This window comes from Dactylosporangium sp. NPDC051541 (genome assembly GCF_044454505.1).
In the GTDB taxonomy this organism is placed as follows: domain Bacteria; phylum Actinomycetota; class Actinomycetes; order Mycobacteriales; family Micromonosporaceae; genus Dactylosporangium.
This window is the reverse complement of the sequence record NZ_JBITDU010000026.1, coordinates 96,202-115,106: the sequence shown is the minus strand read 5'-3', so window position 1 is coordinate 115,106 and position 18,905 is coordinate 96,202. Positions and strand designations below refer to the sequence as shown.

General features: G+C 71.4%; 18 protein-coding genes. 13 read left to right on the top strand and 5 right to left on the bottom strand.

Going from position 1 to position 18,905, the window contains the following annotated elements; genetic code table 11:
• Window positions 1-139 precede the first annotated feature (139 nt).
• Both ACIA8L_RS53185 and ACIA8L_RS53180 read right to left on the bottom strand, forming a co-directional pair.
• Complete coding sequence (locus ACIA8L_RS53185; RefSeq protein ID WP_395917445.1) at window positions 140-922, bottom strand: hypothetical protein; 783 nt, start codon at window positions 920-922, stop codon at window positions 140-142.
• 17 nt (window positions 923-939) lie between these two features.
• The gene (locus ACIA8L_RS53180) at window positions 940-1,668 is read right to left on the bottom strand and encodes an SDR family NAD(P)-dependent oxidoreductase (RefSeq protein ID WP_395917444.1); all 729 of its coding nucleotides are present in this window, start codon (window positions 1,666-1,668) and stop codon (window positions 940-942) included.
• Between the two features lie 76 nt (window positions 1,669-1,744).
• Between ACIA8L_RS53180 and ACIA8L_RS53175 the strand changes: the two genes are divergently transcribed.
• The 8 genes from ACIA8L_RS53175 (at window position 1,745) to ACIA8L_RS53140 (ending at window position 9,933) form a co-directional block, all read left to right on the top strand.
• Window positions 1,745-2,530 (top strand): helix-turn-helix transcriptional regulator, encoded by a 786-nt coding sequence (locus ACIA8L_RS53175; protein WP_395917442.1) that lies wholly within the window; start codon window positions 1,745-1,747, stop codon window positions 2,528-2,530.
• Window positions 2,531-2,539: 9 nt separating this feature from the next.
• Complete coding sequence (locus ACIA8L_RS53170) at window positions 2,540-4,141, top strand: Na+/H+ antiporter (RefSeq protein ID WP_395917440.1); 1,602 nt, start codon at window positions 2,540-2,542, stop codon at window positions 4,139-4,141.
• 134 nt (window positions 4,142-4,275) lie between these two features.
• Window positions 4,276-5,319 (top strand): sulfate ABC transporter substrate-binding protein, encoded by a 1,044-nt coding sequence (locus ACIA8L_RS53165; protein ID WP_395917438.1) that lies wholly within the window; start codon window positions 4,276-4,278, stop codon window positions 5,317-5,319.
• 2 nt (window positions 5,320-5,321) lie between these two features.
• Window positions 5,322-6,212: a sulfate ABC transporter permease subunit CysT gene (gene cysT, locus ACIA8L_RS53160; RefSeq protein ID WP_395917436.1), complete on the top strand. Its 891-nt coding sequence runs from the start codon at window positions 5,322-5,324 to the stop codon at window positions 6,210-6,212.
• A complete protein-coding gene (locus ACIA8L_RS53155; RefSeq protein WP_395917434.1) occupies window positions 6,205-6,993 on the top strand; it encodes a sulfate ABC transporter permease in 789 nt (262 codons plus the stop codon). The genes cysT and ACIA8L_RS53155 overlap by 8 nt, the downstream gene beginning before the upstream one ends.
• Window positions 6,993-7,946 (top strand): sulfate/molybdate ABC transporter ATP-binding protein, encoded by a 954-nt coding sequence (locus ACIA8L_RS53150; RefSeq protein ID WP_395917432.1) that lies wholly within the window; start codon window positions 6,993-6,995, stop codon window positions 7,944-7,946. Before ACIA8L_RS53155 ends, ACIA8L_RS53150 begins: the two co-directional genes overlap by 1 nt.
• 11 nt (window positions 7,947-7,957) lie before the next feature.
• Window positions 7,958-8,362: an RrF2 family transcriptional regulator gene (locus tag ACIA8L_RS53145; RefSeq protein WP_395917431.1), complete on the top strand. Its 405-nt coding sequence runs from the start codon at window positions 7,958-7,960 to the stop codon at window positions 8,360-8,362.
• Between the two features lie 56 nt (window positions 8,363-8,418).
• Window positions 8,419-9,933, top strand: a complete 1,515-nt coding sequence (locus ACIA8L_RS53140; protein ID WP_395917429.1) for a hypothetical protein — start codon at window positions 8,419-8,421, stop codon at window positions 9,931-9,933.
• A 106-nt stretch (window positions 9,934-10,039) separates the two neighbouring features.
• Here the strand turns inward: ACIA8L_RS53140 and ACIA8L_RS53135 are convergent, their stop codons facing one another.
• Together ACIA8L_RS53135 and ACIA8L_RS53130 are read right to left on the bottom strand one after the other, a co-directional pair.
• On the bottom strand, window positions 10,040-10,345 hold the full coding sequence (locus tag ACIA8L_RS53135; RefSeq protein ID WP_395917427.1) for a hypothetical protein: 306 nt from the start codon (window positions 10,343-10,345) through the stop codon (window positions 10,040-10,042).
• A 273-nt stretch (window positions 10,346-10,618) separates the two neighbouring features.
• On the bottom strand, window positions 10,619-11,572 hold the full coding sequence (locus tag ACIA8L_RS53130; RefSeq protein ID WP_395917426.1) for a transcriptional regulator: 954 nt from the start codon (window positions 11,570-11,572) through the stop codon (window positions 10,619-10,621).
• 107 nt (window positions 11,573-11,679) lie between these two features.
• Between ACIA8L_RS53130 and ACIA8L_RS53125 the strand changes: the two genes are divergently transcribed.
• Window positions 11,680-12,234 (top strand): gamma carbonic anhydrase family protein, encoded by a 555-nt coding sequence (locus ACIA8L_RS53125; RefSeq protein WP_395917424.1) that lies wholly within the window; start codon window positions 11,680-11,682, stop codon window positions 12,232-12,234.
• A gap of 6 nt (window positions 12,235-12,240) precedes the next feature.
• On the opposite strand, the gene ACIA8L_RS53120 is transcribed toward ACIA8L_RS53125, so the two are convergent.
• Entirely contained in the window at window positions 12,241-13,494 is a 1,254-nt protein-coding gene (locus ACIA8L_RS53120; protein ID WP_395917422.1) for a hypothetical protein, read from the bottom strand.
• A 146-nt stretch (window positions 13,495-13,640) separates the two neighbouring features.
• On the opposite strand from ACIA8L_RS53120, the gene ACIA8L_RS53115 reads away from it, so the two are divergent.
• From ACIA8L_RS53115 to ACIA8L_RS53100, 4 genes are read left to right on the top strand one after another with little or no spacing between them, the layout of a single operon-like run.
• Window positions 13,641-14,603 carry an ABC transporter permease gene (locus ACIA8L_RS53115; protein ID WP_395917421.1) on the top strand — a complete coding sequence of 321 codons (963 nt, stop codon included), beginning with the start codon at window positions 13,641-13,643 and terminating at the stop codon, window positions 14,601-14,603.
• Entirely contained in the window at window positions 14,603-15,595 is a 993-nt protein-coding gene (locus ACIA8L_RS53110) for an ABC transporter permease (RefSeq protein ID WP_395917419.1), read from the top strand. Before ACIA8L_RS53115 ends, ACIA8L_RS53110 begins: the two co-directional genes overlap by 1 nt.
• A 17-nt stretch (window positions 15,596-15,612) precedes the next feature.
• A complete protein-coding gene (locus ACIA8L_RS53105; RefSeq protein WP_395917418.1) occupies window positions 15,613-17,280 on the top strand; it encodes an ABC transporter substrate-binding protein in 1,668 nt (555 codons plus the stop codon).
• On the top strand, window positions 17,277-18,896 hold the full coding sequence (locus ACIA8L_RS53100) for a dipeptide ABC transporter ATP-binding protein (protein WP_395917417.1): 1,620 nt from the start codon (window positions 17,277-17,279) through the stop codon (window positions 18,894-18,896). The genes ACIA8L_RS53105 and ACIA8L_RS53100 overlap by 4 nt, the downstream gene beginning before the upstream one ends.
• Window positions 18,897-18,905 lie beyond the last annotated feature (9 nt).

Here is an 18,905-nt window from a genome sequence, read left to right as displayed (position 1 = left end):
GCTCCGCAGCCGTCAGTTCCAGCGGAGCAAGCTTCGGACCACGACCATCACCCACGTCAGCAATCTACCAACGAATCAACGACTCAGAACACTAGAGCTCGCCGAAAGACGGCGGTCAGAGCTCGCCGAAAGACGGCGGTCAGACCTCGTCGAAGTTGGGGCCCACGTAGCTGGAGTCGCGGACGTCGGCGGTGCCGCGGTGCAGCCACGGCCGGTCGTGGCGGGCGCCCAGCTCCGCGGCCAGGGTGGCCTCGGTGATCCAGACGGGGGTGCCGTCCCAGTCGTACGCCGGCTCCGGGTTCAGGCGCAGCTCCCGGTCGGCCCGCACGAACCGCAGGGACGGAAAGTGCGGAGACGCCGCCAGCGCCTCCAGGCCGACAGCCGTGACGCCGGTCCCGGTCAGGTCCAGCCAGCGCAGCCCCGGCAGCGGCGGCAGGGCGGCCAGGCCCCGGTCGCCGATCGGCTCGCGCTCCAGGGACAGCCCGCGCAGCTGCCCGAGGCCCGGCAGCAGGTCGGCGACGTCCGCGAGGCCGGACATCGCGGCCGCGGTGGCCCCGGTCAGGCGGAGCCGGCGCAGCGGGAGGGCGGCGACGAGCCGGGACAGGGCGGGTGGCAGCGCGGCGAACGGGAGGGTCACGCTCTCGATGAAGCCGCGCCGCACCTCGAAGCCGTCGCCGAGCAGGTCACGCACGGCGTCGGGGACGAGGCGCCACATGAGTTTGCGGGACTGCGAGTACATCGTGGTGGTGCGGCGCGGCGGCCAGTCGACGTTGGCGGTGCGGTCGTGGACGTACGCCACCTGCTCCCGGATCAGCCACGCGTGCTCCGGGAACGTCGCCTCGACCAGGTCGGCGTAGGCCAGCCGGGGCTCGTCACCGTGCGGATCGGCCAGGATGCGCGCGTGAGCGTCCGCCAGGGTCACCGTTCAAGAATAGATCGCTACCACGGTGCGGTGGTGCCGTCGAACTGGTGGAACACCCCGGTCGGGCCGTCGTCGTCGAGCAGCGCCAGCTTGACCGCGGCCGCCGCGGCCTCGCCCGGGTCGCCGTCGGCCGCGGCCGCCCGCTCGTTCAGGTCGGTGCGGCGCAGCCCCGGGGCGAGCGCGTTGATCCGGAACTCGGGCAGGGCCTGGGCGTAGAACAGCGTCAGCGCGTTCAGGGCGGTCTTCGACGAGCGGTACGCGGCCCCGCCCCCGGCGACCCCGGCCCCGGTATTCGCGAATGCCTGCTCGGGCCCCGGCGCGCTCCAGGTGAGCGAGCCCGTGCCGCTGGAGATGTTCACGATCCGCGGATGCGCGGACCGGCGCAGGGCCGGCAGGAACGCGTTCGTCACCGCCAGCACCGCGAATACATTCGTCTCGTACGTTCGCCGGAACGAATCGACTGTCGCGTCCGGCGGGGCGGCGCCGTCGACCATGATCCCGGCGTTGTTGACCAGAATGTCCAGCTCCGGCACCGCCTCGACCGCGGCCGCGACGCTGCCGGGGTCGGTCACGTCGAGCTGCACCGCCCGGGCGTTCGCACCGATCTCCCGGGCCGCCGCCTCGCCCCGCGCACGGTCCCGGGACCCGACGTAGACGGTCAGGCCGGCGTCGGCGAGCTGCTGGGCGATGTGGCGGCCGATCCCCTTGTTGGCCCCGGTGACCAATGCCGTGGAAAAGTTGTTCATACAGTCAGCCTCGTGGGCACTGAACAACCATTCCAGGTACAAACGAGGCCTGGGTCGTGAAATGAGGTGACGCGGCATGGCCCGGACCGAGCTCGGGCGGTTCCTGCGGGACCGGCGCGAGGCCCTGCGCCCCGGCGACGTCGGCCTGCCCACCGGCCCCCGGCGCAAGACCCCTGGCCTGCGGCGCGAGGAGGTCGCGGGGCTGGCCTCGATGTCGGTGGAGTACTACGCGCGCCTCGAACAGGCCCGCGGCCCCCACCCGTCCCGGCAGATCCTCGACGCGCTCACCACCGCCCTGCGCCTCAACCACGCCGAACGCACCCACCTGTTCCGCCTGGCCGGCACCGCCCCGGCCGCCCCGCCCGGCCCGAGCCGCACCGTCCGCCCCCACGTCGCCGCTCTCCTGCACCGCCTCGAGGACACGGCGGCGGTGGTGACCTCGGCCACGTACGACGTGATCGCCTGGAACCCGCTGGCCGAGGCCCTGCTCACGAGCCTGTCCACCGAGCCCAACCTGGCCCGGCGGCGCTTCATCCAGCAGTCGATGCCGAGCACCGGCTCCGAGGAGTTCGGGCACATCGCGGTCGCCCGTCTCCGCGCCGCCGCCGACCGCTACCCGCACGACGAACGCCTGCGGCAGCTCCTGACCGACCTGCGGGCCAGCGCGGAGTTCCGGCACATCTGGAGCCTGAACCCGGTCCGCACCCCGGGCCACCGCTCGAAGACCTTCGAACACCCGAGCCTGGGCCGCCTCGACGTCGACTGCGACGTCCTGGAAGTGCCGAACGACGATCAACAGGTCGTCTTTCTCACGGCCGCCCCAGGCTCACAATCCGCCCGGGCAATACGCAACCTGGCATAGGGTCGATACGTGAATCCGGAGACGTTGCTGCTGCTGGGGCTGAGTGCGCTCGCTGTCGTGGCGGCCGTGCGGTGGGTCGGGGAGAAGACCGGGCTGCCCGGGGCGGCGCTGCTGCCCGTCATCGGGATTCTCTACGCGGTGCTGCCCGGGCCCAATCTCGAGCTCGACCCGCACATCGTGCTCACGTTCATCCTGCCGCCGCTGCTGTACTCCGCGGCCCTGGACTCGTCCCTGCTCGCCATCCGCAACAACCTGCGGATCGTCATCGGGCTGTCGGTGCTGCTGGTGCTGGCCACGGCGATGCTCATCGGGGCCGGGTTCGCGCTGTTCGTGACCGGGGCGACCCTGGCCGCCGGGGTGGCCGTCGGGGCCGCGGCGGCGCCGCCCGACCCGGTGGCGGCGCTCGCCGTCGGGCGCAAGGTGGGGCTGCCGCCGCGGCTGATCACGATCATCCAGGGTGAGGGGCTGCTCAACGACGCGACCGCGCTGACGATCCTCAACGTGGCGGTCGCGGCCGCTGTGAACGGGCACTTCTCGTTCCCGTCGGCGGCCGGTCGGTTCCTCCTCGCCGCGGTCGGGGGTACCGCGGTCGGCGTCGTCGTCGCCTTCGCCGTGCGCCTGCTGCGGCCGATCGCCCGGGACGCGCTGCTGGCCAACGCGATCTCCCTGGCCACGCCGTTCATCGCCTACCTGGCCGGCGAGAAGCTGCACGTGTCCGGCGTGCTGGCGGTGGTCGTCGCGGGGCTGATCGTGGGGCACGACACACCGCGGTCGGGGACCGGGGCGAGCCGGCTGCAGACGAGTGCGGTGTGGCGGCTGATCGACTTCGTGCTGGAGGGGCTGGTCTTCCTGCTCATCGGGCAGCAGCTGCCGGAGGTGCTGCGCGGGCTCAAGCAGTACAGCGGCGGCACGATCGCCATCGCCCTGGCCGTCTCGGTCGGGGTCACGCTGCTGCTGCGGCCGGTGTGGCTGATCCTGACCCAGGCGATGCACCTGCTGCTGCGGCGGGAGGACGAGGGGCTGCACCCGCGCGAGATCGCGGCCCTGAGCTGGGCCGGGACCCGGGGTGTGATCAGTCTCGCGGCCGTGTTCACGATCCCGCTGACGACCGACTCCGGCGCGGCGTTCCCGGATCGGGACCTGCTGCTGTTCTGCACGTTCGTGGTGGTGCTGGTCACACTGGTCGGGCAGGGGCTGACGTTCGCGCCGCTGGTGCGGCTGCTGAAGCTGCGGCACAACGCGGTCGACGAGGCCACGATGCGTAACGAGGCCCGGGCGGCCGCGGTGCACGCGGCCCTGGATCGCCTCGACGACCTCGAGCAGGACGAGCCGGGCGAGCGGGCCGAGATCGAGTCCCTCCGGCGCAAGTTGCAGGAGCGGCTGCGACGGTACCAACACAGGCTCGACGTTCTGAACAGCGCGGACTCGGACGAGCTGCCGGTGTCGGAGCGCTATGAGGCCGGCCTGCGGATCCGGCGGCTGGCGATCGAGGCGCAGCGGGAGGAGCTGCTGCGGCGCCGGGACGCCGGCACGTTGCCGGACGAGGCGCTGCGGCGGCTGGAGCGCGAGCTCGATCACGAGGAGCGCGTGCTGCCCGACCGGCCCGCCTGACCGGACGATCCAGCACGCGCGACCCAAGCGGACTAATCCCATCTGCTGAGTGGGATTGACGAATGCCGCCCGTGTTCACTACATTACCTACTCACTAAGTAGACAACCTAGACTTTGACTCCGAGGATGGCTCCGTGAAGCTGCGTACCCGCGTGCTCGCTGTCAGTACAGCGTTACTCCTCTCCGGGACCGCGCTGAGCGCCTGCGCCGGCACCGCCGACAACTCGACCTCCGCCGACAGCGGCGGCGCGGTCACGCTCTCCCTGGTCGCCTACTCGACCCCGCAGGCGGCCTACGAGGCGCTCATCGCCGCCTACAACAAGACCGACGCCGGCAAGAACGTCAAGTTCACGCAGTCCTACGGCGCCTCCGGCGACCAGAGCCGCGCGGTGGCCAGCGGCCTCAAGGCCGACATCGTCGCGTTCTCGCTGGAGCCGGACATCACCCGCCTGGTGACCGCCAAGCTCGTCGACGCGAGCTGGAACTCCGACCAGTACAAGGGCATGATCACCGACTCCGTCGCGGTCATCGGCACCCGCAAGGGCAACCCGAAGAACCTCAAGACGTGGGACGACCTGACCAAGCCGGGCGTGCAGGTGCTCACGCCAAACCCGTTCACCTCCGGCGGCGCCAAGTGGAACATCCTGGCCGCCTACGGTGCCAAGACGAACAAGGGCAAGGAGGCGGCGGCCGGGGCCACCTACCTCGACGCGCTGTTCAAGAACGTCCCGGTGCAGGACAACAGCGGCCGCGCGTCGCTGCAGACCTTCACCAGCGGCAAGGGCGACGCGTTCATCTCCTACGAGAACGAGGCGCTCTTCGCCCAGAAGAACGGCCAGGCCGTCGACTACACCGTGCCGGACGACACGATCCTGATCGAGAACCCGATCGCGGTGACCACCAACAGCGCCCACCCGGCCGAGGCCAAGGCGTTCGTCGAGTGGCTGCACTCCAAGGACGCGCAGAAGATCTGGGCCGACAACTTCTACCGCCCGGTCGTCAAGGACGCCGGCGGCAACTTCCCGGCCCCGTCCGGCCTGTTCACCATCGGTGACCTGGGCGGCTGGTCGAAGGTGAACAAGGAGCTGTTCGACCCGGGCCAGAGCGTGATGGCCTCCATCGAGCAGAAGCTGGGCATCTCGACCTCGGCCGCCCCGAGCGCTGCGGCGTCCAAGTAGCGATGACCACGACCACCGATCCCGCGGGGCCCGGCACCGAGCCGGGCCCTTCGGGGCCGTCCCCGCTGGATGCGGGCGCGACCCCGGTTGCCGCGCCCCGCGGCCGGCGCCGAGCACCGGTAGGGACGGCGCTCAGCCTCGGCACCGCCGTGCTCTACCTGAGCCTGATCGTGCTCATCCCCCTCGCCGCCGTCGTCTGGCGCTCGACCGAGGGCGGCTGGGACACGTTCTGGCGGGCCGTGCAGACCCCGGACGCCTGGGCCGCGCTCAAGCTGACGGTCGGCGCATCGCTCATCGTGGCCCTGATCAACGTCGTCATGGGTACCGTCATCGCCTGGGTCCTGGAACGCGACCACTTCTTCGGCAAGGGCATCGTCGACACCCTCATCGACCTGCCGTTCGCGCTGCCCACGATCGTCGCGGGCCTGGTGCTGCTCGCCCTGTACGGCACGAACAGCCCCCTGGGCATCAACATCGCCTACACCCGGCTGAGCGTCGGCGTGGCGCTGCTGTTCGTGACCCTGCCGTTCGTCGTGCGCACCGTGCAGCCCGTCCTGCGCGAGCTGGACAAGGACATGGAGCAGGCCGCGTACTCCCTCGGCGCCTCCCCGTTCACGACATTCCGCCGGATCATCCTGCCCAACCTGGCCCCGGCCATGATCTCGGGCGCCGGCCTGGCCTTCACCCGCGCGATCGCCGAATACGGCTCGACGAACCTGCTCACCGGCAGCATCCCGTTCGAGACCCAGGTGTCCGCGGTGAACATCTTCGGACGCATCGAGAGCGACGACACGACATCCGCGGCCGCCATCTCGACCGTGCTGCTCATCGTCGCGTTCATCGTGCTGATCGCCCTCGACCTCTTCCAGCGCTGGAGTGCCCGCCGTGGCTAAGTATCCGTTGCGCGTCCTCGCCCTGGTGTACCTGCTGTTCCTGCTGGTCCTGCCGGTCGGCCTGATCATCTGGCGGACCTTCGACCACGGCCTGCAGCGGGTCCTCGACACGCTCACGTCGGCCAACGCCACCCACGCCTTCGCCGTCACGATCTCGGTGGCGATCTGGGCGGTGCTGGCCAACACCCTGTTCGGGGTCCTCGCCGCGATGCTGCTGGTCCGCAGCCGCTTCCCGGGCAAGCGCCTGTTCGGCGCCCTGATCGACCTGCCCCTGGCGGTGTCCCCCGTCGTCGTCGGCCTCGCCCTGATCCTGGTGTACGGCAAGTTCGCACCCGTCGGCGGCTGGCTGGAGGACAACGGGCTGCAGATCATCTTCTCGCTGCCCGGCATGGTCCTGGCGACCATCTTCGTGTCGCTGCCGCTGGTCGTGCGGGCCATCGTCCCCGTCCTGGAGGAGATGGGCGACGAGCAGGAGCAGGCCGCGCACACCCTCGGCGCGTCGCGCTGGCAGACGTTCCTGCGCATCACGATCCCCGGCATCCGGGCCGCGCTCGGCTACGGCGTGGTGCTCTGCCTGGCCCGCGCGCTCGGCGAGTACGGCGCCGTCGCCGTCGTCTCCGGCCGCCTCGTCGGGCAGACGCAGACCGCGACGCTGTTCGTCGAGGAGCGCTACCAGAACTACGACCAGACCGCGGCGTTCACTACCGCCAGCGCCCTGGCCCTGATCGCCATCGTCATCCTGCTCATCACCAAGCTCCTGCGGCCGAAAGAGAACGCCTGATGGCCATCGAAGTCCGCGACGTCAACAAGTCGTTCGGCAAGACCTCGGTCCTGCGCGACATCTCCGTCGACATCGCCTCCGGCTCGCTGACCGCGCTGCTCGGCCCGTCCGGCGGCGGCAAGTCGACGCTGCTGCGCGTCATCGCCGGCCTGGAGCGCCCCGACACCGGCACCGTGCGCATCAACGACGTGGACGCGACAGTCCTCACCCCGCAGCGGCGCAACGTCGGCTTCGTGTTCCAGCATTACGCCGCATTCAAACATCTGACGGTGTACCGCAATGTCGCCTTCGGCCTCGAGGTGCGCCGCCGCCCGAAGGCCGACATCCGCAAGCGCGTGATGGAACTGCTCGAACTCGTCCACCTCGACCAGTTCGCCGACCGCTACCCGGCCCAGCTCTCCGGCGGCCAGCGCCAGCGCATGGCCCTGGCCCGCGCCCTCGCCCCCGAGCCCGAGGTCCTGTTGCTCGACGAGCCGTTCGGTGCGCTGGACGCGCAAGTGCGCAAGGAGCTGCGCACCTGGCTGCGCCGCCTGCACGACGAAGTGCACGTCACGACCGTGTTCGTCACGCACGACCAGGAAGAGGCGCTCGACGTCTCCGACTCGATCGTCGTGCTCGCCGACGGCATCGTGCAGCAGATCGGCACCCCGCACGACATCTACGAGAACCCGGCCAACCCGTTCGTGATGAGCTTCCTCGGCCCCGTCACCCACCTCGACGGCCAACTCGTGCGCCCGCACGATGTGGCGCTGTCGCGCGAACCAGGCGGTACCCCCGCCACCGTCACTCGGGTTGTATCGCTCGGCTTCGAGGTCCGCGTCGAAGCCCGCGCGGGCGAACGGGAGGTGTGGGCCCAGCTGACCCGGGCCGGCGCCAAGGCCATCGACGTCAAGCCCGGCGACACGGTGTACTTCAGCCCGTCTGCCGAGGCCCGAACCCTCGCCGCCGCCTAGTCTGGCGCCAGATGCTTCCGAAGCGCATCGAGTACTCGATCCGGGCCCTCGTCGTCCTGGCCGGTGCCGCCCCGCAGACGGTCAAGGCCCAGGACGTCGCCGACGCCCAGGACATCCCGCCCGGCTACCTGTACGACCTGCTCGCCGACCTGCGCCGCGCGGACCTGGTCCAGGTCCAGCGCGGCACCGGCGGCGGCTACGCCCTGGCCCACCCGGCGACCGCCCTGACCTTGGGCGAGATCGTCCGCCGCCTCGACGGCCCCGGCCAGGACCCGCCGCCGGGCCACGACCTGCCGCCCGACCGCGCCATCGAACGCCTGCACAGCCTGTGGGACCGCGCCAACCGCGTCCGCCTCGACTACCTCGACGCGGTCACCCTGGCTGACCTGATCAACCACGCCGGCCAGCCCCGCTGACGGCTCCGGGATAACGGGGCAGCCGGGCACGGGCGTCAATTGATAATGTGCGCCGCATGCTCAGCGCCGTCGATGCCGATGCCCCGGCCGCAAGCGTATCCAGCCACACGCCCTGGCACCGGCGCGTTTCGACGTGGCTGCTGGCCGGCTGGTGCGCCGGCTGGATGTGGTACCTGTGGTCGGCGCAGGCCACCCGCTACGGCTGCCCGCCCGGTCAGAAGGGCTGCTATCAGGGGCCCATTGCGGTGTACTGGTGGCTGTGGGGCGCCGCCGGAGCCGTCCTGCTGGCCGGGCTGTGCATTGTGGAGGCTCGCCGCCCGGCGCTGGACTCGCCGGTCTCCCCCGAGCGCCGGACCAGGCGCCGCTGGCTGATCCTCGGCGGCGTGGCCGGTGCCGTGATCGGGGCCAACCTGGTGCTGCTGGGACCGATGGCCGACAATCCGTTCTGCGCCGAGCCGGTCCATGTCAACCGGGCCATGGCCTACCCGCTGAACTGCGACTCCCACGAGTTCATGCGCCTGGCCCACCACCCCCGCGACGTCCTCGACTACCACAACCCGCGCCAGTCCCGCCCCGGATACGTGGCCCTGTCCGCGCTCGCCGAGCGCACGATCGGCCCCGTCGCGCACGCACTGCGCCTGGACCGCCTGTACAAGATGCCGGACCGCGCCCAGTTCCCCCTGGTGGCCATCAACCTGGCCGCGACCGCCGCCGCGATCGCGCTGCTGGCCTGGCAGCTGGCTCGGCTCGGCACCCCCGGCCCGGCCAGTGTCGCCCTGTGCGCGTTCCTGGCCGTCAACGGCATCACGACCGCGTTCACGTGGACACCGCACCAGCAGACGTTCGCGCTGCTCGTCCCGGCCGCGACCGTCCTCGTCGGCCGCCGGCTGCTGCTGTCCCGGTCGGCGTCGTGGCGGTGGCCGGCCCTGGCCGGGCTGGCGGCCGGCGTGGCGTCGCTGGTGTACGGCAGCTTCCTCATCACGGCCGCCGTCGCCGGGCTGATCCTGCTGTACCAACGCCGCTGGCTGGCCCTGACCGCGTGCATCGCCGCCTTCGCCGCGCCCCAACTGGCGTGGATCGCCGTGTGCAAACTCGTCACCGGCGACTACTACAACCAGGAGTCGAAGCTCTACGACGAGTTCATCTGGCTCCCGATAGCGGCCAAGCAGGGCCCCGGACCGCTCTGGCGCGGCGTCCACGACATGACCCTCAACACGGGCCGCGAGCTGTTCACCATCTGCATGACCGCCCTGCTCCTCGTCACCGCCCTGGCCGTCACCGCCGTGCTGCTGCGCGTCCGCCTCGCCGCCCTCACCGACCCGCAACGGGCCACGGTGCTCGCCGCCGCCCTGACCGCCGCCGCGGCGGTGGCGTTCGCGTGGGGCATCGGCCTGATCGCGGACCGCCTGATGTTCCACGCCCTCCCGGCCCTGCTGGTCGTGGCCGGCTGGATCATCGCCCGCATCACCACCACGAGGCCCCGCGCCGGCCACGCGATCACGGCCGCGGTGGTGCTGTTCACCGCCTGGACCCTGACCAACGAAATCCTGACCCCCGGCCCCTACTCCTGAGCGCCGATACCCGCACGATGCCCCCTCTGCTTCGAGCTGAGGGGGCATCGCGTTCCGACGAGCACAGGCAGCAGCCCGCAGCAGATGGCGCCTGACCCGTCGGGGCTCACGAGCCGTGGGCGGCCTGGGGCTCAAGTTGTGCCGCGAACCGATCGGCGGGGAAGACCTCGACCGTGCCGTCGGCATGCCGCACTTCCAGTACTGGCACTCCGCGCGGCATGTCGAGCTGCGTCGATTCGTTGGGAGTCGGCATCCGGGCGGAAAGCCGGTCGGACCTCACCAGCGTCACGAGCGTTTGGTTGGGCCGAGGCCGAATCCAGAAGCCGACGCCGCCTCGGGTTTGGATCAACCCCTCCTCTCGCAGCACCGCCAGCGCCCGCAGCACCGTGGTGGCGGCGACGTCGTAGCGCACGAACCCCCGGCGCCCGAGGTGAACTCGACCTCCACGTCGCCGTCGTCGACGAGCATCACGGCGTCGCCATCGGCGCACGCAATTCGAGCACGGACTCCCCGCGCATCGAGCGTTCCGAGGCGCACAAGCTCCGACGAGTTCATGTGTGTCCTCCTGCGGACCGCCGAGACGGTGGTGAGCAACTGCCCATCCACAGTCTTGCGTTCGGACAGGACGCTGAGAACCACTGCCGTGTCCGTCGATGTCCGCGACTGTCCGGGCGGGGCGGACAGGTCAGCTCGTCAGCTCACGCCGAGCCGGCCGGAACGCGCGGCAGGCCTCGCGCAGTTCCTTCGCGTCGCTGACACCACTCCGCTCGACGCCGGTCAGGACTTCGGTCGCGCGCCACCAGTTCGACGGCACGATGCGCCCGGAGGTGACGGCGGCCAGCGCTTCCGCGCTGGCCTCGTCCGGGCGGTCGGCCGCCAGCAGCGCGAGCGCCAGATCGAGCCGGGCCGACGCGACTCGACGCGGCCGGGGCCGGCCGCCGGGCTCGGACAGCAGTTCGTCGATGGCGGCACGGGCGAATCCCTCGGCCGCCGGATCGCCGACCCACGCCAGGGTTGTAGCGGTGTAGGCGACGGCCTTCGTCGGGTCGTAGCGGTAGTGATGCTCGGGATGTTCGGGCGTCGGCAGGTTGCTGACCAGACGGGCGACTCGCTCCAGCGCGTCGCGGGTCTCGGCCGCATTGCCCATCCGGGCCCAGGCCCGGCCTTGCTGCGCCGTCGCCTGGATCAGGGCCGAACTGCCGGCCGGAGCGATCGCCCGCGCCTGTTGCGCCAGCGCGAGCGCCTCCGCGAACCGGCCGTCGGTCAATACGGCCCAGGCCTGGGTCTCCAGGCACCAGGCCCGGATCTCGTCGTGCCCCGCATGGGCCGCCATCTGCTCCCCCGTGGTCAACCAGGCTTCGGCCGCCGCCCGCTGACGCAGGTCGATGTGCAGGGTCGCCGCGAGCAGCGACAGCCAGCCGCCGACGACAAGCAGGCGGCGTTGTGCGTCGATGGTCATCCGGACGTCGGTCAGCCCGGTCACGTACGAGAGGTAGCGCCGGACCTGCGGCAACAGCTCATCGGGCGGCGTGCCGGCGTAGCACATCGCCATCCGGTCGGCCGCATCCTCCAGCCGCCGCAAGGTGCCGTCACTGACGTCGCTCGCCTCGATCCGGCGGGCCAGCTCGATCGCCTCCAACTCCGCATCGCTCGAGGACGGCAGCGCGGCGGGCCGCGGCCCCGGGCTGGGCGCCGAGCGGTTGTTCGAGGCCTTGGGTCAGGCGCGGATCTTGCTACATTGGCGGCGTGAGCGAGTCGCGCGACGAGGCCTGGGTCGCGCCCAGCGCGGTCGTGACCGGCGACGTCACGATCGGGCTGCGGTCGCGGGTCTTGCACGGTGCGGTCCTCAACGGTGATCACGGGCCGGTCGTCCTCGGCGCTGATGTGATCGTGATGGAGAACGCCGTCCTGCGCGGGCGGGAGGGGTTTCCGGTGCGCGTCGGGGACGCCGTGCTCGTCGGGCCGCACGCGCACCTCAACGGGGCCGTGGTCGAGGATGAGGTGTTCATCGCCACCGGCGTGTCCATGTTTCCCGGGTCGCGGGCCGGCACCCGCAGCGAACTGCGGATCAACAGCGTCCTGCACGTGAACTCGGAGCTGCCGCCGGACACCGTCGTGCCGATCGGCTGGATCGCGGCCGGGCGTCCCGCGCAGCTGTTCCCGCCCGACCGGCACGACGAGCTCTGGGCGGTGCAGGAGAAGCTCGACGCCCCCGGCACGATGTACGGCGTCCCCCGCGGCACCTCGATGCGCGAGATCATGCGCCGCATGTGCGAGATCTACGGGCCGCCCGGGCGCTGAGTCCGGTCAGGCGGCCCGGCTGCGGACCTCGGCCGCGCAGGCGGTGGCGACGCCGGGCCAGTCCGCGCCGAGCGTGCCCGGTGACGCCGCCGGTGGATCGGAGCGGTTGCGGATGACCGCGGTGAAGAAGGCGACCAGCTTGTCCTCGCCGAAGTGGCCGGCCAGGCAGGTGACGGTCAGCAGGGCGATGCCGTAGCGGGCGATGCGGTCGGCGGCCGTGGTGCCCTTCGGGGGTGCGGCCAGGGTCACGGTGCCATCCCACCGGCCGTCGCCGACGAACCGGCGCACGCGCGGAAGCCGGTTCTTCGTCCAGCTGCCGTCGCGGTCGGCGACATACTCGGCGAAGCCTTCGGACAGCCACCAGTCCCGGCCGTCGGCGCCGTTGTCGCCGAGGCTCAGCACGTGGGCGAACTCGTGGGTCAGCAGGTTGACCAGGCCGTCGTCCTGGCTCTCGGCCGCCTTCACCACGATCCCTTTGGACCCTTCGGCATACGCGTCGATGGTTTCCGTGGTGCCGTTCCACCAGGTGGCCCACTGCTCCGGCGCCGCGACGAACACGACGTACCGTTTCGGCGCCGGGTCCCAGCGGGCGTAGCGGTCTGCGATGTCGGCCGCGCGGTCGGCCGCCGTGCGGAAGAACGGCAGCCGACCGGCGGTCTCGGCCGGACCGGCGACGATGACCCGGCGGCCGGAGACGGCCTGCAGCGGGGTCAGGTCCCAGGGCAGCACGGTGCGTTCGAACTCGACGATGACGGGCGGGAGGGCCCCGACCGACCAGGTGCTGTTCAGCACGAGCGAGGTCGGCGCGCAGTCGGCGGCGGCGAGGCAGTAGCGGATCTCGACGATCATCGACCAGCGGTCGTTGCCTTCGGCTCGGGGTCGTTCCGCCACCCGCGCGGTCCAGGCCGCCACGCCGAGCGCCCGCAGTGAGCCGAACCGCAGCGTGAACTGCTCCCGCAGCGAGGAGTGCACCGGCTTCAGGTAGGTCTCGAGGTCACCGGCGAGCAGCGCCCGGCTCTGCGCGTCGAGCGTGCGTTGGACGCGCTCCTCGACCGCCCGTTCCGGACTCACCGGCGCGGCCGCGGAACTCACCGGGGTGGCCGCGGCCGACGGTGCGGCGGCCGTGGGTGAGGCGGCGACCGCCGGTGCGTCGTCCCCGTCCGCCATCGCGGCGGTGAGATACAGGACCGCGGCCAGCGCCACCAGCCCGTCGACGACGGGCCGCAGGAGCCGTCGCCGGCGCATGTCGGGGCCGATCACGAACGCAAGGTAGCGCACGCCCGAGCCGGAATATGACCCAGATCATCGTTACATTTCCATACTTGATTTTGATGATCCGGACCGACAGACTCAATACGGGACATCGACCCCATCCCGCCCACGTTCCTATCATGCAAGTAGGAGAAATGGGAAACCCGACACAGACGTCGGACCAGGAACCGGCGTCGGAGCGGTTGTCGCCGTCCGTGGCGGGAACCATCCGGCGGGCGCTGCGGCACGACCGCTGGGCCCTGGCCGGTGCGGTCACCATCGCGCTGCTGGGCCTGCTCGCCGCGGCCGCCGACCTGCTCACCGCGGTCGAGGGCCAGGACCCGTACACCTACCACAACGACGCCCTCGACCCGGCCACCGGCGGGCCGCCCGGCGACTTCGGGGGCATGAGCGGCGCGCACTGGTTCGGGGTCGAGCCGCTGACCGGGCGGGACCTGTTCGCGATCGTCGCCTACGGTGCCCGGACCTCGCTGCTGATCGGGCTGGCCGCCACCGCCGTGTCGGTGGCGCTCGGCGTGCTGCTGGGCATGGCCGCCGGCTATCTCGGTGGCTGGACGGACCGGCTTGTGAGCCGTACCGCCGACGTCATGTTCGGTTTTCCCTATCTCATCTTCATGATCGCTCTGGGGGCCGTGGCGCCGCTGAGTTTCCCCCGGCCGCTGCTGCTCATCGTGCTGCTCGGGTTCTTCGGCTGGCCACGGGTGGCCCGGGTGGTGCGGGCGCAGACGCTGACCCTGCGGCGACGCAACTTCGTGTCGGCCTCGCGGGTCATGGGGGCCGGCACCGGGCAGGTACTGCGCCGCCAGATCCTGCCGAACCTGTGGGTGCCGATCATCGTGGTGGCGACGCTGCTGGTGCCGGAGCGCATCGGGGCCGAGGCCGCGCTGTCGTTCCTCGGGGCCGGGATCCCGCCGCCGCAGCCGAGCTGGGGCCGCTCCATCGGCGACGCCGTCGACTGGGTGTCGACCGACCCGATGTTCCTGCTGTTCCCGGGCGGCGCGCTGTTCCTGGCCACCCTGGCCCTGAACCTGCTCGGCGACGGCCTGCGCGACGCGTTCGACCCGCAGATGCCGATCCTGACCGGCGGGCGGCGCTGATGCGGGCGGCCCGGTTCCTCGCCGGCCGGCTCGCCGGTCTGCTCATCGTCCTGCTGGTCATCGCGTTCATCAGCTACCTGGTGTTCTACCTGCTGCCGGCCGACCCGGCCCGGCTGGCCTGCGGCCGGCCCTGCACACCCGAGAACCTCGCGGTGGCGCGCGACTTCATGGGCTTCGGCGAACCCTGGTGGCGGCAGCTGCTGGACTTCCTCGGCGGCGTCTTCACCGGGCGGACGTTCGGCGAAGGGCCGGCCGCGATCCACTGCCCGGCCCCGTGCTTCGGCTACTCCTTCCAGCAGAACGCCCAGGTCATCGACCTCATCTCCAGTCACGCACCGGTCACCGCGTCACTGGCTTTGGGCGCGGCGGTACTGTGGCTGCTGCTCGGCGTCGGCACCGGCGTCCTCGCGGCCACCCGCCGGGGCACCTTCGTCGACCGGATCGTGATGGCCGGCTCCGTCGCGGGCGTGTCCGCGCCGACCTACCTGCTGGGCCTGCTCGGCATCCTGGTGTTCGGGTTCACCCTCGACATGGTGCCCGTGCACGGCTACGTGCCGTTCACCGAGAGCCCGGTCGACTGGGCCTGGCACCTGATCCTGCCGTGGCTGGTCCTCGCCTACGTGCACGCCGCGCTCTACGCCCGCCTGACCCGCGGTCAGATGATCGAGGCGTTCGGCGAGGACTACATCCGCACGGCCCGGGCCAAGGGCCTCACCGAGCGCCGGGTCGTCGGCTACCACGCGCTGCGCAACGTCCTGCTGCCGGTCGTGACGCTCTTCGGCATCGACCTCGGCTCGCTGCTCGGCGGGGCGGTCATCACCGAGCGCGTGTTCGGCATGCCCGGCATCGGCGCGCTCATCATCGGGGCCGTGCACGAACTGGACGTACCCCTGCTGCTCGGTTGCACGTTGTTCGCCGCGCTGCTGGTCGTCGTGTGCAACTTCGCCGTCGACATCGTCTACGGCCTGCTCGATCCGCGCACCCGCAACTAGTTCTCCAGGGAGGGCACATGCGTATTCGTGCACTGCTGGCCGCGTTCGCACTCACCGGCCTGCTCGCCGGCTGCGGCGCCAACGAGGCGGCCGAGCCCGCGGCGTCCGGCCCGGCCAAGGCCGGCGGCACGCTCTACGTGCTGTCGGACCGGGCCACCAACCTCTTCGACCCGGGCAAGAGCTCGAGCCTGCCGATCACCTCGCTCGGACTCGTGCACCGGAGACTGACCGCCTGGGACGGCGCCCCGGGCAAGACGACCACGGTCGTGCCCGATCTGGCCACCAACACCGGCAAGGTCAGCGACGGCGGCAAGACATGGACGTACACGCTCAAGGACGGGCTGAAGTTCAGCGACGGCTCCCCGATCACGTCGGCCGATGTCCGCTGGGGTGTGGAGCGGTCGTTCACCCCGGCGTTCTCCGGCGGCCTGGCGTATCACAAAGCGCTGCTGGACAGCGGGGCCACCTATCGCGGGCCGTTCGAGGGCAAGGACCTGACGTCGATCGAGACGCCGGACGCGAAGACGATCGTGTTCCACCTGGCCCGCGCGTACGGTGACTGGCCGTGGGTCGCGAGCACGCCCGCGTTCGCGCCGGTGCCGAAGGGCAAGGGCAACGAGGCCACCTACGGCGAGCACCCGATCGCCTCGGGGCCGTATCAGGTGACGAAGTACCAATCCGGCGTCGAGATCCGGCTGCAGCGCAACCCGAACTGGTCGAAGGAGACCGACCCGATCCGCGGCGGGCTGCCCGACGAGGTCGTGTTCCAGCTCGGCCAGCAGTCAAGCGTCATCTCCAAGCGGCTCATCGACGACTCCGGCAACGACAAGTTCGCGTTCGGGCTGCCGTTCGTCGCCCCGGCCCAGCTGGCCCAGGTGCAGGGCAACGCGGCGGCCAAGCAGCGGGTCGTCACCTCCAAGTCCGGAGCGCTGGCCTACCTCGCGATCAACACGACCCGCGGCAAGCTGACCGACCCGAAGGTCCGTCAGGCGTTCCAGTACGCGGTGGACAAGGGCGCCTACCAGGTCGCCTCGGCCGGCAGCGCCGCGCTCGCCGGTGACGTCGCGACCACCCTCATCACCGACGGCATCGCCGGCCGGGAGAAGTTCGACCTGTACCCGGCACCGCCGGCCGGCGACCCGGCCAAGGCCAAGGCGCTGCTGACCGAGGCGGGCCTGCCGGGCGGCCTGGACAACCTGGTGCTGGTCGCCTCCAACGCCAACGACTACGCGGCCAAGGCGCAGGCGATCCAGGCCGGGCTGGCCCGGGCCGGGATCAAGGTGACCATCAAGACCCTGGACTCCGACGCGTTCGAGGAGGCCACGACCGGCAACACCGCCGACTACGACCTGGTGCTGACCTCCTGGCAGCCGGACTTCCCCAGCCCGAACGCGAACCTGCAGCCGCTGTTCGCGACCTCGGAGATCGGCAACGGGGCCTACAACAGTTCGCGGTACAGCAGCCCGGAGGTGGACCGCCTGATCGAGGAGGCGCAGAGCACCGTCGACCCGGCCGAGGCGGCGAAGAAGTGGGCGCAGCTGGACCGGCGCATCATGCAGGACTCCCCGGTCGTGCCGCTCATCTTCACCCGCAACTCGTTCCTGCACGGCTCGGGCGTCACCGGGTTCGCGATCCCGGACTTCCCGGCGTACCCCAACTACCTGCAGGTCGGGCTCACTCGATGAACGATCCGCTGCTGGCGGTCCGCGGGCTCCAGGTGAGCTTCGCGGGCCGCCCGGTGGTCCACGACGTGAGCTTCACCGTCGGCCGCGGCGAGGTGCTCGCGCTCGTCGGCGAGTCCGGCTCCGGCAAGACCGTCACCGCCCTGTCGCTGCTGGGCCTGCTGCCCGGCAGCGCCCACGTGACCGGCGCGGCCGGCCTCGACGGCGTGGACCTGCTCACGGTCGCGCCGGCGCGCCGCCGGGCCATCCGCGGCAACGACGTAGCGATGATCTTCCAGGAGCCGATGAGTGCCCTGAACCCGGTCCTCACCTGCGGCTTCCAGGTCGCCGAGGCCGTCCGCGCCCACCGCCGGACCACGGCCCGGCAGGCCCGCGCGCGCACCGTCGAACTGCTCACCCTGGCCGGCCTCACCGACCCGGCCCGCGCCGCTCGTTCGTATCCGCACGAACTGTCGGGCGGCCAGCTGCAACGGGTCGTCATCGCGATGGCCATCGCCAACGACCCGGCCGTGCTCATCGCCGACGAGCCCACCACCGCCCTGGACGTGACCGTGCAGGCCGAGGTTCTCGAACTGCTGCGCGGCCTGCGCGCCCGGCTCGGCATGTCGCTCCTGCTCATCACCCACGACATGGGCGTGGTCGCGGACCTGGCCGACCGGGTCGTCGTCATGCGCGACGGCCGGATCGTCGAACAGAACGACGTGCGGACCTTGTTCACCGCGCCCACGGCCGACTACACCCGGGAGCTGCTGGGGGCGGTGGCGGGAAAAGCCAAGGCAACGACCAAACCCAGGACAGAAGCGGCTCCGATTGTACAGCTTGCCGGTGCGAGCGCGATCTACAGTGGACGGTTCCGGGCTCCCGCCGTCCACGCCGTCGACAACGTGACGCTGGACGTGCGCCCGGGTGAGGTCCTCGGCCTGGTCGGCGAGTCCGGGTCCGGCAAGAGCACCCTGGCCAACCTCATGACCGGCCTGCTGACCCCGGCGACGGGCACGGTCGAGCTGCTGGGCACCGACCTGGCGAAGCTCGACCGGGCGGCGTTGCGGGCGGCCAGACGCCGGGTCGGAGTGGTCTTCCAGGACCCGGCGTCCACCCTCAACCCGCGCAACACCGTGGGTGCGAGCATCGCCGAACCGTTCGAACTGCACCGGGTCCTGCGCGGCGCCGCCTTGACCGCCCGGGTCGACGAACTCCTGCGGTCGGTCGAACTCCCCGCCGCCTTCCGCACCCGCTACCCGCACGAGCTCTCCGGCGGCCAGCGCCAGCGGGTGGCCCTGGCCCGCGCCCTGGCCCTGCACCCCGCGCTGCTCATCGCCGACGAACCGACCAGCGCCCTGGACGTCTCCGTCCAGGCGAAGATCCTGGACCTCTTCCACCGCCTGCAGGACGAACACGGCTTCGCCGCCGTCTTCATCAGCCACGACCTGTCCGTCATAGCCCGGGTCGCCGACCGCGTCGCCGTCATGCTGCGCGGCGAGGTCGTCGAACTGGGCCCGGCCACTCAGGTACTGACCGCCCCGGAGCACCCCTACACCGCCCGCCTTCTGGCCGCCGCCCCGGTCGCCGACCCCGCCGAACAACGCCACCGCCGCGAAGCCTGGCTGGCCCTGCGGTAGTGCATGCGT